This is a genomic window from Streptomyces sp. NPDC033966, assembly GCF_055575955.1.
The window spans coordinates 26,496-40,739 of record NZ_JBVIRQ010000009.1 but is presented as its reverse complement, the minus strand read 5'-3'; the positions used below and the strand labels follow the sequence as shown (position 1 = coordinate 40,739).

Annotated in this window: 13 protein-coding genes; 9 read left to right on the top strand and 4 right to left on the bottom strand. The window is 70.8% G+C overall.

What is annotated here, in order from left to right; all coding sequences use genetic code 11:
- The first annotated feature begins 183 nt into the window (after positions 1-183).
- The 7 genes from ccrA (at position 184) to pssA (ending at position 8,013) form a co-directional block, all read left to right on the top strand.
- Positions 184-1,521: a crotonyl-CoA carboxylase/reductase gene (gene ccrA / locus ACZ518_RS24705; protein WP_469115173.1), complete on the top strand. Its 1,338-nt coding sequence runs from the start codon at positions 184-186 to the stop codon at positions 1,519-1,521.
- A 37-nt stretch (positions 1,522-1,558) separates the two neighbouring features.
- On the top strand, positions 1,559-3,628 hold the full coding sequence (locus tag ACZ518_RS24700; protein ID WP_469115172.1) for a protein meaA: 2,070 nt from the start codon (positions 1,559-1,561) through the stop codon (positions 3,626-3,628).
- Complete coding sequence (locus ACZ518_RS24695) at positions 3,625-4,599, top strand: HpcH/HpaI aldolase/citrate lyase family protein (RefSeq protein WP_427710806.1); 975 nt, start codon at positions 3,625-3,627, stop codon at positions 4,597-4,599. The genes ACZ518_RS24700 and ACZ518_RS24695 overlap by 4 nt, the downstream gene beginning before the upstream one ends.
- Positions 4,600-4,602: 3 nt before the next feature.
- Positions 4,603-5,115, top strand: coding sequence for a MaoC family dehydratase (locus tag ACZ518_RS24690; protein ID WP_388942681.1), 513 nt, complete (start codon positions 4,603-4,605; stop codon positions 5,113-5,115).
- Positions 5,116-5,117: 2 nt separating this feature from the next.
- Positions 5,118-6,323 carry an acyl-CoA dehydrogenase family protein gene (locus tag ACZ518_RS24685; protein ID WP_362472370.1) on the top strand — a complete coding sequence of 402 codons (1,206 nt, stop codon included), beginning with the start codon at positions 5,118-5,120 and terminating at the stop codon, positions 6,321-6,323.
- 186 nt (positions 6,324-6,509) lie between these two features.
- Complete coding sequence (locus ACZ518_RS24680; protein WP_007267473.1) at positions 6,510-7,166, top strand: phosphatidylserine decarboxylase; 657 nt, start codon at positions 6,510-6,512, stop codon at positions 7,164-7,166.
- Positions 7,153-8,013 (top strand): CDP-diacylglycerol--serine O-phosphatidyltransferase, encoded by an 861-nt coding sequence (gene pssA, locus ACZ518_RS24675; protein ID WP_469115171.1) that lies wholly within the window; start codon positions 7,153-7,155, stop codon positions 8,011-8,013. The genes ACZ518_RS24680 and pssA overlap by 14 nt, the downstream gene beginning before the upstream one ends.
- 139 nt (positions 8,014-8,152) lie before the next feature.
- Here pssA and ACZ518_RS24670 read toward each other — a convergent pair whose 3' ends face one another.
- Positions 8,153-9,127, bottom strand: a complete 975-nt coding sequence (locus tag ACZ518_RS24670) for a hypothetical protein (RefSeq protein ID WP_469115170.1) — start codon at positions 9,125-9,127, stop codon at positions 8,153-8,155.
- A gap of 282 nt (positions 9,128-9,409) precedes the next feature.
- Here ACZ518_RS24670 and ACZ518_RS24665 point away from each other — a divergent pair, with 282 nt between their 5' ends.
- Positions 9,410-10,909: an AlkA N-terminal domain-containing protein gene (locus tag ACZ518_RS24665; protein WP_469115169.1), complete on the top strand. Its 1,500-nt coding sequence runs from the start codon at positions 9,410-9,412 to the stop codon at positions 10,907-10,909.
- Positions 10,906-11,409 carry a methylated-DNA--[protein]-cysteine S-methyltransferase gene (locus ACZ518_RS24660; RefSeq protein WP_469115168.1) on the top strand — a complete coding sequence of 168 codons (504 nt, stop codon included), beginning with the start codon at positions 10,906-10,908 and terminating at the stop codon, positions 11,407-11,409. The genes ACZ518_RS24665 and ACZ518_RS24660 overlap by 4 nt, the downstream gene beginning before the upstream one ends.
- Before the next feature lie 16 nt (positions 11,410-11,425).
- Here the strand turns inward: ACZ518_RS24660 and ACZ518_RS24655 are convergent, their stop codons facing one another.
- The 3 genes from ACZ518_RS24655 to ACZ518_RS24645 are packed head-to-tail and all read right to left on the bottom strand — an operon-like array spanning position 11,426 to position 14,174.
- The gene (locus ACZ518_RS24655; protein ID WP_469115167.1) at positions 11,426-11,854 is read right to left on the bottom strand and encodes a hypothetical protein; all 429 of its coding nucleotides are present in this window, start codon (positions 11,852-11,854) and stop codon (positions 11,426-11,428) included.
- Between the two features lie 46 nt (positions 11,855-11,900).
- Complete coding sequence (locus ACZ518_RS24650) at positions 11,901-12,401, bottom strand: NUDIX domain-containing protein (protein WP_469115166.1); 501 nt, start codon at positions 12,399-12,401, stop codon at positions 11,901-11,903.
- A 60-nt stretch (positions 12,402-12,461) separates the two neighbouring features.
- Entirely contained in the window at positions 12,462-14,174 is a 1,713-nt protein-coding gene (locus tag ACZ518_RS24645) for a BCCT family transporter (protein ID WP_469115165.1), read from the bottom strand.
- Between the last annotated feature and the right edge of the window lie 70 nt (positions 14,175-14,244).

Here is a 14,244-nt window from a genome sequence, read left to right as displayed (position 1 = left end):
CCACTCGGTACGGAACGCGCCCCGGATGCCTGCGTCACCAGGCCCCCCGCTCGCCCTCACCACAGGCGCGCCAGCACCACAGCTCAGCCGGACCGACGGCACCTCGCAGCACCACACCACACGTACCCGCGCACCCGCGTATCCCTCAGCGCACCCTCATCAGCGCTCGCCGGAGGCAATACCGTGAAGGACATCCTGGACGCGATTCAGTCGCAGTCCGCCACCGCCGCAGACTTCGCCGCCCTGCCGCTCCCCGACTCGTACCGCGCGATCACCGTGCACAAGGACGAGGCGGAGATGTTCGCGGGTCTCACCACCCGCGAGAAGGACCCGCGCAAGTCCCTGCACCTGGACCAGGTCCCGGTTCCGGAACTCGGCCCGGGCGAGGCCCTGGTGGCCGTCATGGCCTCCTCGGTCAACTACAACTCGGTGTGGACCTCGATCTTCGAGCCGGTTTCCACCTTCAACTTCCTGGAGCGCTACGGGCGCCTGTCGGAGCTCACCAAGCGCCACGACCTCCCGTACCACGTCATCGGCTCCGACCTCGCGGGCGTCGTGCTGCGCACCGGCCCCGGCGTCAACTCCTGGAAGCCGGGCGACGAGGTCGTCGCGCACTGCCTGTCGGTCGAGCTGGAGTCCTCGGACGGCCACAACGACACGATGCTCGACCCCGAGCAGCGGATCTGGGGCTTCGAGACCAACTTCGGCGGCCTGGCGGAGATCGCGCTCGTCAAGTCCAACCAGCTGATGCCGAAGCCCGGCCACCTGAGCTGGGAGGAGGCCGCCTCCCCCGGCCTGGTCAACTCCACCGCCTACCGCCAGCTGGTCTCCCGCAACGGCGCCGGCATGAAGCAGGGCGACAACGTCCTGATCTGGGGCGCCAGCGGCGGCCTCGGCTCCTACGCCACCCAGTTCGCGCTGGCCGGCGGCGCCAACCCGATCTGTGTCGTCTCCTCCCCGGAGAAGGCGGAGATCTGCCGCAAGATGGGCGCCACGGCCGTCATCGACCGCAACGCCGAGGGCTACAGGTTCTGGAAGGACGAGCGCACCCAGGACCCGCGCGAGTGGAAGCGCTTCGGCTCGAAGATCCGCGAGCTGACCGGCGGCGAGGACATCGACATCGTCTTCGAGCACCCGGGCCGCGAGACCTTCGGCGCCTCCGTCTACGTCACCCGCAAGGGCGGCACGATCACCACCTGCGCCTCGACCTCGGGCTACATGCACGAGTACGACAACCGCTACCTGTGGATGTCCCTCAAGAAGATCATCGGCTCGCACTTCGCGAACTACCGCGAGGCGTGGGAGGCCAACCGCCTGATCGCCAAGGGCAAGATCCACCCCACCCTCTCGAAGGTCTACTCCCTGGAGGAGACCGGCCAGGCGGCGTACGACGTCCACCGCAACCTCCACCAGGGCAAGGTCGGCGTCCTCGCGCTCGCCCCCGAGGAGGGCCTCGGCGTCCGCGACCACGAGATGCGCGCCGAGCACCTCGACGCGATCAACCGCTTCCGCAACGTCTGAATCCGAGCCCACTCAAAGGCCATAAGGATCGCCTGAGATGACAGAGCGCCAGAAGGACCGTCCGTGGCTCATGCGGACGTACGCCGGCCACTCCACGGCCGAGGCGTCCAACGAGCTGTACCGCCGCAACCTCGCCAAGGGCCAGACCGGCCTGTCGGTCGCGTTCGACCTCCCGACGCAGACCGGCTACGACCCCGACCACATCCTCGCCCGCGGCGAGGTCGGCCGGGTCGGGGTCCCGGTCTCCCACCTCGGCGACATGCGGCGGCTGTTCCAGGACATACCCCTGGAGCAGATGAACACCTCGATGACGATCAACGCCACCGCCATGTGGCTGCTGGCGCTCTACCAGGTGGCCGCCGAGGAGCAGGGCGCTGACATCGCCCAGCTCCAGGGCACCACCCAGAACGACATCGTCAAGGAGTACCTCTCGCGCGGGACGCACGTCTTCCCGCCCGGGCCCTCGCTCCGCCTGACGACGGACATGATCGCTTACACGGTCAACCACATCCCGAAGTGGAACCCGATCAACATCTGCAGCTACCACCTGCAGGAGGCCGGGGCCACGCCGGTCCAGGAGATCTCGTACGCGATGTCCACCGCCATCGCCGTGCTGGACTCGGTGCGCGACTCGGGCCAGGTGCCCGAGGAGCGCTTCGGCGAGGTGGTCGCCCGTATCTCCTTCTTCGTGAACGCGGGCGTCCGCTTCATCGAGGAGATGTGCAAGATGCGCGCCTTCGGCCGCATCTGGGACAAGGTCACCAAGGAGCGCTACGGCATCGAGAACGCCAAGCAGCGCCGGTTCCGCTACGGCGTCCAGGTCAACTCCCTCGGCCTGACCGAGGCGCAGCCCGAGAACAACGTCCAGCGGATCGTGCTGGAGATGCTCGCGGTCACCCTCTCCAAGGACGCCCGCGCCCGCGCGGTGCAGCTGCCCGCCTGGAACGAGGCGCTGGGCCTGCCCCGGCCCTGGGACCAGCAGTGGTCGCTGCGCATCCAGCAGGTCCTCGCCCACGAGAGCGACCTGCTGGAGTACGAGGACATCTTCGCCGGCTCCCACGTCATCGAGGCCAAGGTCGACTCCCTGGTCGCCGACTGCCTGGCGGAGATCGACCGGATCCAGGAGATGGGCGGCGCCATGGCCGCCGTCGAGTCCGGGTACCTGAAGTCCCAGCTGGTCTCCTCGCACGCCGAGCGGCGCGCCCGGATCGAAGCGGGCGACGACAAGATCGTCGGGGTGAACTGCTTCCAGCAGACCGAGGAGAACCCCCTCACCGCCGACCTCGACGGCGCCATCATGACCGTCGACCCGGCCGTGGAGGCGTTCACCGTCGAGCGGATCACCCGCTGGCGGGCCGAGCGGCAGGAGTCCTCGGACCGGCAGGGGAACGGCGACCCGTTCGTCTTCCCGACCGCCGGGCAGGCCCTGGACCGGCTGAAGGAGGCCGCCGCCGGGACCGAGAACCTGATGGAGGCCACCCTGGAGTGCGCCCGCGCCGGTGTCACCACCGGTGAGTGGGCGAACGCCCTGCGCGAGGTCTTCGGCGAGTTCCGCGCCCCGACCGGGGTCTCCTCGGCCCCGGTCGCGGTCACCGCCGAGGAGGGCACCCCGCTGGCCCTGGTCCGTGAGAAGGTCTCCCGGACGGCGGACGAGCTGGGCTCCGGCCGGCTGCGCCTGCTGGTCGGCAAGCCGGGCCTGGACGGGCACTCCAACGGTGCCGAGCAGATCGCCGTACGGGCCCGCGACGCCGGCTTCGAGGTGGTCTACCAGGGCATCCGGCTGACTCCCGAGGAGATCTCCTCGGCGGCCCTGGCCGAGGACGTGCACTGCGTGGGACTGTCCATCCTGTCCGGTTCGCACAGCGCGCTGGTCCCGGACGTCCTGGAACGGCTCCGCACGGCGGGGGCGGGCGACATCCCCGTCATCGTCGGGGGCATCATTCCGAACGCCGACGCCGTCACGCTGAAGGCCGCCGGGGTGGCGGCAGTGTTCACCCCGAAGGACTTCGGCATCACGGAGATCATCGGACGTATCGTCGACGAGATCCGCAAGGCCAACAAGCTCCACCCTCTCAACATCGCTGAAAGCACGGAGGTCCCCGCATGACCACGCCCCTCTCCCCCGTGAACCGGCTGCGTCCGCGCCGCTCCTGCCTCGCGGTCCCGGGCTCGAACCCGCGGTTCCTGGAGAAGGCCCAGGGCCTGCCGGCCGACCAGGTCTTCCTGGACCTGGAGGACGCCTGCGCCCCGCTCGCCAAGGAAGGCGCCCGCCACACGATCGTGGACGCGCTGAACAACGGCGACTGGACCGGCAAGACCCGCGTGGTCCGCGTCAACGACTGGACCACCCACTGGACGTACCGCGACGTCATCACCGTCGTGGAGGGCGCGGGCCAGAACCTCGACTGCATCATGCTGCCGAAGGTCCAGGACGCGCAGCAGGTCGTCGCGCTGGACCTGCTGCTGACCCAGATCGAGAAGACGATGGGCTTCGAGGTCGGCAAGATCGGCATCGAGGCGCAGATCGAGAACGCCAAGGGCCTGGTCAACGTCGACGAGATCGCCGCCGCGTCGCCGCGCCTGGAGACCATCATCTTCGGCCCGGCCGACTTCATGGCCTCGATCAACATGAAGTCCCTGGTCGTGGGCATGCAGCCGCCCGGCTACCCGGCGGACGCGTACCACTACATCCTGATGCGGATCCTGATGGCGGCCCGTACGCACAACCTCCAGGCGATCGACGGCCCCTTCCTCCAGATCCGCGACGTGGACGCCTACCGCGAGGTCGCCGGCCGCGCCGCCGCCCTCGGCTTCGACGGCAAGTGGGTGCTGCACCCCGGCCAGGTCGACGCGGCCAACGAGGTCTTCTCCCCCTCCCAGGAGGACTACGACCACGCCGAGCTGATCCTCGACGCCTACGACTGGTGCACCTCCGAGGCGGGCGGCAAGAAGGGCTCCGCGATGCTCGGCGACGAGATGATCGACGAGGCCAGCCGCAAGATGGCCCTGGTCATCGCCGGCAAGGGCCGGGCCGCCGGCATGCAGCGCACCACCAAGTTCGAGATCCCGGGAGCCTGAGCCATGCAGTTCGGACGCACTTACGAGGAGTTCGAGGTCGGGGCGGTCTACAAGCACTGGCCCGGGAAGACGGTCACGGAGTACGACGACCACCTCTTCTGCCTGCTGACCATGAACCACCACCCGCTGCACATGGACAGCAACTACGCCGAGAACACGACCGACTTCGGCAAGAACGTGGTCGTGGGCAACTACGTCTACTCGCTGCTGCTCGGCATGTCCGTGCCGGACGTCTCCGGGAAGGCCATCGCCAACCTGGAGATCGAGTCCCTGCGGCACGTGGCGCCGACCTTCCACGGCGACACGATCTACGGCGAGACCACGGTCCTGGACAAGACCCCGTCCAAGTCCAAGGACGACCGCGGCATCGTCTACGTGGAGACCAAGGGTTACAAGCAGGACGGCACCCTCGTCTGCGTCTTCCGGCGCAAGGTGATGGTCCCGACCGAGACGTACATCACGGCGCGCGGCGGCGAGCAGCCCGGCCGGCCTCAGCTGAAGGAACAGGGGAAGTAGCCATGGCACGACTCGCCCAGACCGCCGGGCTCACGGACGTCCAGCAGGAGATCCTCAAGACCGTCCGGGAGTTCGTCGACAAGGAGATCATCCCGGTCGCGACCGAGCTGGAGCACCGCGACGAGTACCCGCAGCAGATCGTCGACGGGCTCAAGGAGCTGGGCCTCTTCGGCCTGATGATCCCGGAGGAGTACGGCGGCCTGGGTGAGTCGCTGCTCACCTACGCGCTGTGCGTCGAGGAGATAGCCCGCGGCTGGATGTCCGTCTCGGGCATCATCAACACGCACTTCATCGTGGCGTACATGCTCAAGCAGCACGGCACGCAGGAGCAGAAGGACCACTTCCTCCCGCGCATGGCGCTGGGCGAGGTGCGCGGCGCCTTCTCGATGTCGGAGCCGGGGCTGGGCTCGGACGTGTCGGCCATCACGTCCAAGGCGGTGAAGGACGGCGACGAGTACGTCCTGAACGGCCAGAAGATGTGGCTGACGAACGGCGGCTCCTCCACCCTCGTGGCCGTTCTGGTCCGGAGTGACGAAGGACACCCCGAGGGCACCGCGCCCCACAAGTCGATGACCACCTTCCTCGTGGAGAAGGAGCCGGGCTTCGGGGAGGTCCGTCCGGGTCTGACGATCCCGGGCAAGATCGACAAGATGGGCTACAAGGGCGTCGACACGACCGAGCTCATCATGGACGGACTGCGCATTCCGGCCAATCGGGTCCTCGGAGGCCAGACGGGCCGAGGGTTTTACCAAATGATGGACGGCGTCGAGGTCGGCCGCGTCAACGTGGCGGCGCGTGGCTGCGGCGTCGCGCAGCGTGCTTTCGAACTGGGTGTCTCCTATGCCCAGCAACGTCACACTTTCGGCAAGGCGATCGCCGAGCACCAGGCCATCCAGTTCAAGCTGGCCGAGATGGCTACCAAGGTCGAGGCCGCCCATGCCATGATGGTGAACGCGGCACGCAAAAAGGACTCCGGGGAACGAAACGACCTCGAAGCCGGGATGGCGAAGTACCTCGCCTCCGAATACTGCAAGGAGGTCGTCGAGGATGCCTTCCGTATCCACGGCGGCTACGGGTTCTCGAAGGAGTACGAGATCGAGCGCCTCTACCGTGAAGCGCCGATGCTTCTGATCGGTGAGGGAACCGCCGAGATCCAGAAAATGATCATCGGGCGACGCCTGCTCGAGGAGTACCGACTCCAGGGCTGAATGTCCCTTTTGCGGTGGATCATCCGATGATCCACCGCAGAAGAGTCACCAGCAGTCACTGGTCGGCGGCCATCGACTCGGCTTCTGGCTTGCCCAGTTGTTGCGCGCAACCGATAGCATTCCAGTAAAGCCGCCGTCCCGTCCCCCCGTTTGCGGCGCGGCAATCACCCGCTACGAAGGTCATCCATGCCCCACAGCCAAACCTCTGCACACCGCGACAGCCTCTCCGGCGTACGCCTCGCGCGCGGAGCATCGCCGTGGCTTCTGCCGACCGTCGCCACCGCGGCGCTCAGCCTCGCCCGGGCCCGCAAGTCCGGACGCTGGGCCGCGGCGGCCGTGCCCGCCACCGCTCTCGCGGCGGGCATGCTGTGGTTCTTCCGCGACCCCGAGCGCGAGATCGCCCAGGGCCGCGTCATCTCGCCCGCCGACGGCGTGGTGCAGAGCATCATGCCGTGGAAGGACGGGCGCACCCGCGTCGCGATCTTCATGAGCCCGCTGAACGTCCACGTCAACCGCGCGCCCCTGGCGGGCACGGTGACGTCCGTGGAGCACATCCCCGGCGGGTTCGTCCCGGCGTTCAACAAGGAGAGCGAGAACAACGAGCGCGTTGTCTGGCACTTCGACACCGAGCTCGGCGACATCGAGATGGTGCAGATCGCCGGCGCCGTCGCGCGTCGCATCGTCCCGTACCTGCCGGCCGGAACCAAGGTGGAGCAGGGCGAACGCATCGGTCTGATCCGCTTCGGCTCCCGCGTCGACATCTACCTCCCGGAGGGCGTCGAGGTCGCGGTCGAGGTCGGTCAGGCCACCACCGCGGGGGTGACCCGAATTGACCGTGACTGACCCCGAGACTCCTGCCACCGGCTGGGTTCCCGAGTCCGCCGAGGAGGAGTCCGCCGAGGACGACATGCCGCTCTCGCTGCGGCTGTCGATAGCGGACACCCTCACCCTCGGTAACGCCACGTGCGGATTCATGGCGGTGTACTTCACCACCACCGGGATCCTCATCCCGCACCTCACCGGTGGCGGCGAGTCGGGCATGGCCCGGCACAGCGCGGCGACCGCGGTGATACTGATGCTGCTCGCGGCGGTCTTCGACCTCTTCGACGGCATCGTGGCCCGCAAGCTGCGCAGCTCGCCGATGGGCGCGGAGCTGGACAACCTCTCCGACCTGATCAGCTTCGGGCTGGCGCCGGCGTACTTCGTGCTGGTCTACGGCATGGTCGCCGACGACGCGCACCAGAAGATGTCGGCGCTCGCGGCGATCGTGGTCCTGCTGGCGGTCGTGCTGCGGCTGGCGAGATTCAGCTGCGTGACGATGAAGGACGGCATGTTCCAGGGCATGCCGAGCCCCTTCGGCGCGCTGACGGTCGTCTCCATCGTGCTGCTGGAGCTGCCGTTCGTCCCGACGCTGCTGGCGATCATCGGGGTGGCCTGGCTGATGGTGAGCCGGGTCGAGTACCCCAAGCCGCGGGGTGTCCTCGCGGCGGCCATGCTGAGCTGGATCGTCGGGGCCATGGGTCTCCTGGCGGCCTGGGCGTTCGACGCCCCGGGCGGCCAGCTGCTCCTCCAGACCGGCTGCGCGCTCCAGATCGCCCTGGCGGCGACCATCCCGCTGTTCGCGACGACCCGTCGCGCGAACACCTTCCGCCACAACCGGCGGGAGGCGCGGGCGGCGCAGCTGCCCTAGCACGCGGCAACACCACGAAGGGCCCCGGACGTCATCAGACGACCGGGGCCCTTCTCGTCGTGCGGCCTCAGGGCCGGGGCCACCGGGCCGGGGCGGGCCCTGGCCGGGATGGGCCGGCAGGCGGCCCGGGCCGAGTCCGTCAGGCCGGGGCGAGGGCGCGGCGGCGGGCGCGCAGACGGGCGCGCAGGCGGAGCAGCGCGAAGACGAGCAGGGCGGTGAGTGCCAGGCCCAGGACGAAGCCGGTGACCTGCCATGCCACGGCGTGCGGGTAGGAGTACAGGAGCCAGCAGCGGTCGCGGCAGCCGCGGACCCGCTCCCGCCGGCCGGGCATCGTGTGGAAGGCCAGCATGAGGGTGACGGCGAGCGTGGCCGCCGTCGCGCCGGTCAGCAGCCAGTACGGGACCGCGCGGAGCCCGGGCTCGTCGGCTGCCCGGACGCCGGCGGCGTACGCCCCGGCGGCGAGCAGGGGCACCGCGAGGCCGAGGCAGGCGGCGAAGGCGTGGCCGCCGCCCGGCCAGTGCAGGGCGCCGGCGCGCCACCAGTCGGCCGCGTACAGGGTGCTCAGGATCGCGAAGGCGGCCAGCCCCAGCAGGGCGATGGCCGCTGCCATGCCGCCCTGTGCGCGGCGGGACGGCCGGCCGCGCGTGCCCGCCGCCGTGGACGCCTCGGCCCGCAGCCGCCGGTCGGCGCGCCGCTCGGCCAGCAGCCCGGGTTCCCCTCGGAGGCCGGGCGCCACCAGCAGCCCGGGTCGGTTGAACAGGACGACCGCCGGTATGAGCACCACCGTCCCGAACGCCATCAGCCCCAGGGTGGTGGCCGGGATGCCGACCTTCGCCGCGTCCCCCAGCTCCACCCCGAGCATCGGCAGCGCACCGCGCACGCCCATGCCGAGGGCGAGGACCCAGACGCCGCCGAGCAGGACGGGCAAGGCCCGGTTGACGCCCCGCCGCAGCGCCGGGCCGGCGGAGATCCCCCAGGGCAGGGACCAGGACACCCAGTCCAGATCCGGCCGGCTCGCGATGCCGCCCCCGCGCCAGTGCCGGCGCAGCAGTACGGGGGAGGCTCCCAGGAACAGGAGCCAGACGACGGTCCAGATGATGGCCTCGGGTCTCACGCGCGGGTCCTTCCGGCTCGTTCCGATGTCGGCGTAGGGCTGGTTCAAGCCACTGGCAGGATTGATGGCCGAAATCGGTCGCCCATATTGCCACGGCCCCGGCCACGTCCCCTGGCCGGGGGCCGCACCGTGCGCCGCCGGTGCCGCAGGCCCGCGGGGCTGCGGGGCCGCGGGAGCCTGGCCCGGTCCCCGGCGGCGCCAGGGCCTGTCCACCGGACAGGCCCTAGGCTTGATGTCGGAAAACTGCCAGCCCCGCACCGGGCCGACCGGCAGGCTGGAGCCATGCACACCGACACCGAGCGCTGCGTAAGGGCCGTGCAGTCGAAGGACGCCCGGTTCGACGGGTGGTTCTTCACGGCCGTCCGGACGACCGGGATCTACTGCCGGCCCAGTTGCCCGGCCGTTCCGCCCAAGGTCGAGAACATGAGCTTCCTGCCCAGCGCGGCCGCCTGCCAGCAGGCCGGGTACCGGGCCTGCAAGCGGTGCCGGCCCGACACCAGCCCCGGCTCCCCCGAGTGGAACGCCCGTGCCGACGCCGTCGCACGCGCGATGCGGCTGATCCAGGACGGCGTCGTCGACCGCGAAGGGGTGCCGGGGCTGGCGCTGCGGCTCGGGTACTCGACCCGGCAGGTCGAGCGGCAGCTCAACGCCGAGCTCGGTGCCGGCCCCCTGGCCCTGGCGCGGGCGCAGCGCGCCCAGACCGCCCGGCTGCTCATCGAGACCTCCGAGCTCCCGATGGGGGACGTGGCCTTCGCCGCCGGGTTCTCCTCGATCCGGAACTTCAACGAGACCGTGCGGGAGGTCTTCGCCCTGACCCCCGGCGAGCTGCGGCTGCGGGCGGGCCGGAAGGGGGCCGGCCGGGACGAGCCGCGGATCCCGGGGACGATCAGCCTGCGGCTGCCGTACCGGGCCCCGCTCAACCCCGACAACCTCTTCGGGCACCTCGCCGCGACCGCCGTCCCGGGGGTGGAGGAGTGGCGTGACGGGGCCTACCGGCGGACGCTGCGGCTCCCGTACGGCTCCGGGGTGGTCGCGCTGACGCCCGGCCCGGACCACATCGGCTGCCGGCTCGCGCTGACCGACCTGCGGGACCTGACCATCGCCATCAGCCGCTGCCGCTGGATGCTCGACCTGGACGCCGACCCGGAGGCCGTCGACGGCCAGCTGCGCACGGATCCGCTGCTGGCCCCGCTCGTGGACAAGGCTCCCGGGCGCCGGGTCCCGCGTACCGTCGACGCGGCGGAGTTCGCCGTGCGGGCGGTGCTCGGGCAGCAGGTGTCCACCGCGGCCGCCCGTACCCACGCGGCCCGGCTGGTGGCCGCGTACGGGGAGCCGGTGGAGGACCCGCACGGTGGGCTGACCCACCTGTTCCCCTCCCCCGCCGCGCTGGCCGGCATCGACCCCGAGTCGCTGTCGATGCCGCGCACCCGCCGTACGACCCTCACCACCCTGGTCGCGGCCCTGGCCGACGGCTCGCTCCCGCTCGGCATCGACAGCGACTGGGGGGCGGCCCGCGCCCGGCTGTCCGCGCTGCCCGGCTTCGGGCCGTGGACCACCGAGGTCATCGCGATGCGGGCGCTGGGCGACCCCGACGCGTTCCTCCCGTCCGACCTGGGGGTGCGCAAGGCCGCGCGGGCGCTGGGCCTGCCGTCCACGCCGGCCGCCCTGACCGCCCGGGCGGGCGGCTGGCGGCCCTGGCGCGCGTACGCCGTCCAGTACCTGTGGGCCACCGACGACCACCCGATCAACCATCTGCCCGTAGCACAAGGAGCACCGTCGTGAGCAGCGCCAGCACCAAGATCCACACCGTCGTCGACAGCCCGTACGGGCCTCTCACCCTGGTCGCCACCGACGGGGTCCTCAGCGGTCTGTACATGACCGGGCAGCGCCACCGGCCGGCCGAGGAGTCCTTCGGCGAGCGGGTGGCGGACTCCGAGGAGCCCTTCCCCGAGGTGCGGCGGCAGCTGGCCGCGTACTTCGCCGGGGAGCTGACCGAGTTCACCGTGCCGGTGCGGCTGGAGGGCACCGCGTTCCAGCGCAGCGTCTGGGAGCAGCTCGTCCGGATCCCCTACGGGCAGACGTGGTCCTACGGGCAGCTCGCCGCGGAGCTGGGCAAGCCGAACGCCTCGCGCGCGGTCGGCCTGGCGAACGGGAAGAACCCGGTCGGCATCATCGTGCCCTGCCACCGGGTGATCGGCGCCTCCGGCTCGATGACCGGGTACGGCGGCGGCATCGAGCGCAAGGTGCGGCTGCTGGAGTTCGAGAACGGCGCGGCCCGCTGAGGCGGGCCGGTCCGGGTCAGATCACCACGAGCGGGGCGAGCAGGGCGAAGCCGGCGCCGGCTTCGACGGCGTAGGCGTAGAGGGACGGGTGCTGGACGGGGGCGGCGAGCAGGACCACGCTGCTCTGGGTGGCGGCCGCCTTGATCCACTCTTCGTCGGCGCCGAGCCGGCCCTGGTACCAGCCCTCGCAGGCGCCGGGGCCGGTGACGGCGAGGACGTCGTCCTCGCGGCGGTAGAAGGCCTGCCAGCCCTCGGCGGGCGCGGACCAGCCCTCGAAGTCCTCGAAGGCGGACCAGCCGCCCTCGCGTATCGCGGTGTCGAACAGCCAGATCGGCATCCCCTCCTCGGAGACCTCGCCGCCCGACTGCTCGTCGGTGGTGAAGTGGACCATGGGGAGGGCGTCGGGCCCGTCGGCCGTGCTCGGCCAGGCGTACATCGTGATCATCTGTTGATTCTGCCCTGGTCGGAGGAGTCCAAGTACGCGGGGTCGTTCAGGGGTTGACCGGCCGGCGGCCGTTCTCCAGTTCCACGGTGCCCTCGCCCGACTCCAGGGCGCGGTACGCCTCTTGGGTGCGCAGGCCGAGCGATCCGAGGAGGTGGTGGGTGAGTTCGGCGGGCTCGACGAGCTTCCAGGAGAGCAGTTCCTCCTCCTGGAGCCTGATGGAGTCGAGCTGTGCGGCGTCGAGCACGCCGCCGTCGTAGAGGTAGGCGACGAGCGGCGGGCGGCCGGCGCCGACGCTCCAGTCGACGGCGAGGAGCCGGCCGAGCGGGACGTCGATGCCGATCTCCTCGGCGCTCTCGCGCCGGGCGGCCGTACGGGGTGACTCACCGCTGTCCGATTCGACCGTTCCGCCCGGCAGGGCCCAGCCCTCGCGGTAGTTGGGCTCGACGAGCAGGACCCGGCCCCGCTCGTCGCGGAAGAGGGCGGCGGCGCCGGCCAGCACCCGGGGCAGGCTCGCGATGTAGGTGGCGAAGTCATCCGTGGTGGTCACGCGGCCACCCTAACCGGCGGTACGGGCCGCCACGCCGGGCGGGGCCCGCCCGGATCACCCTCAGGTGTCTCCGCCGTCCTCGCGGTCGCGCCCCCGGGATTCGGCGATGCGGCGCAGCCGGGGGTGGCGGGTCTGGCCCTGCTCGGTGATGGCGTCGCCGACCATGGCCTTGACGGCGTCCCGCAGCCCGTGGAGGGCGGGGTGGCGGGCCGGTCCCGCGCCGGGGTCCTCGCGCAGTTCCTTCAGCAGCGCCCAGCACAGCAGCAGCATGACGATCACGAAGGGCAGGGCGACCAGGATGGTCGCGGTCTGCAGGGACTTCAGGCCGCCCGCGACGAGCAGTACGGCGGCCACCCCGGCCATCAGCACGCCCCAGGTGACGACGAGCCACGTGGGCGGGTGCAGGGAGCCCCGGCTGGTGAGGGAGCCCATGACCAGGGAGGCCGAGTCGGCGCTGGTGACGAAGTACGTCATGACCAGGGCCATGGCCACCCAGGAGGTGAGGGTGCCGAGCGGGAGGGCGTCGAGCATGGCGAAGAGGGAGGCCTCCGCGCCCTCCTTGACCTTGGAGGCGAGGTCGGCGGCGCCGGTGGAGTCGAGGCGGATCGCGGTGCCGCCCATGACGCAGAACCAGACGACGGTGGCTCCGCTGGGGACGAGCAGGACTCCGACGAGGAACTCGCGGATGGTGCGGCCGCGGGAGATGCGGGCGATGAAGGTGCCGACGAAGGGGGCCCAGGAGAGCCACCAGGCCCAGTAGAAGATGGTCCACGCGCCGAGCCAGGCGCTGTCGGTGAAGGCGCCGGTGCGGGAGGCCATGGGCAGCAGTTCGTGCAGGTAGCTGCCGACGCCGGCCGGGATGACGTCGAGGACGTAGACGGTCGGCCCGAGGACGAAGACGAAGAGCATCAGGGCGGCGGCGAGCACGATGTTGATGGTGCTGAGCCATTTGACGCCCTTGTGCAGTCCGGAGAAGGCGGACAGCACGAAGGCGGCGGAGAGCGAGGCGATGATGACCAGCTCGACGCCGGTGGAGTCCTCGATGCCGGTGGTGATGTTCAGGCCCTTGGAGACCTGGAGCGCGCCGAGGCCGAGGCTGGTGGCGGTGCCGAAGACGGTGGCGAAGACGGCGAGGAGGTCGATGGCCTTGCCGGGCCGGCCGTTGGCCCGTTCCTCGCCCATGAGCGGGACGAAGGCGGAGCTGAGGCGGTTGCCGCGGCCCTTGCGGAAGGTCGCGTAGGCCAGGGCGAGGCCGGCGATGCCGTAGATCGCCCAGGGGGTGAGGGTCCAGTGGAAGAAGGAGTAGTCCAGGGCGGCGCGGGCGGCGGCCCCGGTGCCGGGGGCCGCGCCGCTGGCGGGGGGCGGGTCGAGGTAGTGGGTGAGCGGCTCCCCCACCCCGTAGAACATCAGGCCGATGCCCATGCCGGCGCTGAACATCATGGCGATCCACGCGAGGTTGCCGAATTCGGGCTCGGAGTCGTCGGCGCCGAGCCGGATCCGGCCGAAGCGGCTGATCGCGAGGACGACGCACATGACGAGGAAGACGTCGGCGGCGATCACGAAGAGCCAGGCGAAGTTGTCCAGCACCCAGGCCAGGGCGGCGGCGGAGGCGGTGTCGAAGGAGTCCTTGCCGAGGGCGGCCCAGCAGACGACGGCGAGCACGGCGACCACCCCGACGGCGACGACCCCGAGGTCGGGAGAGTCGCCCGCCGGACTCCCGGACCCCGTTCCCGGGGCATCCGGACGTGCTTGTTCCAGTGATTCCGCGCTCATGGGGCCACACTATGCGGGGATATATCCCTATTTACGCGCATGGCGCGCCGCATGTGGCCCAGGCCACTCA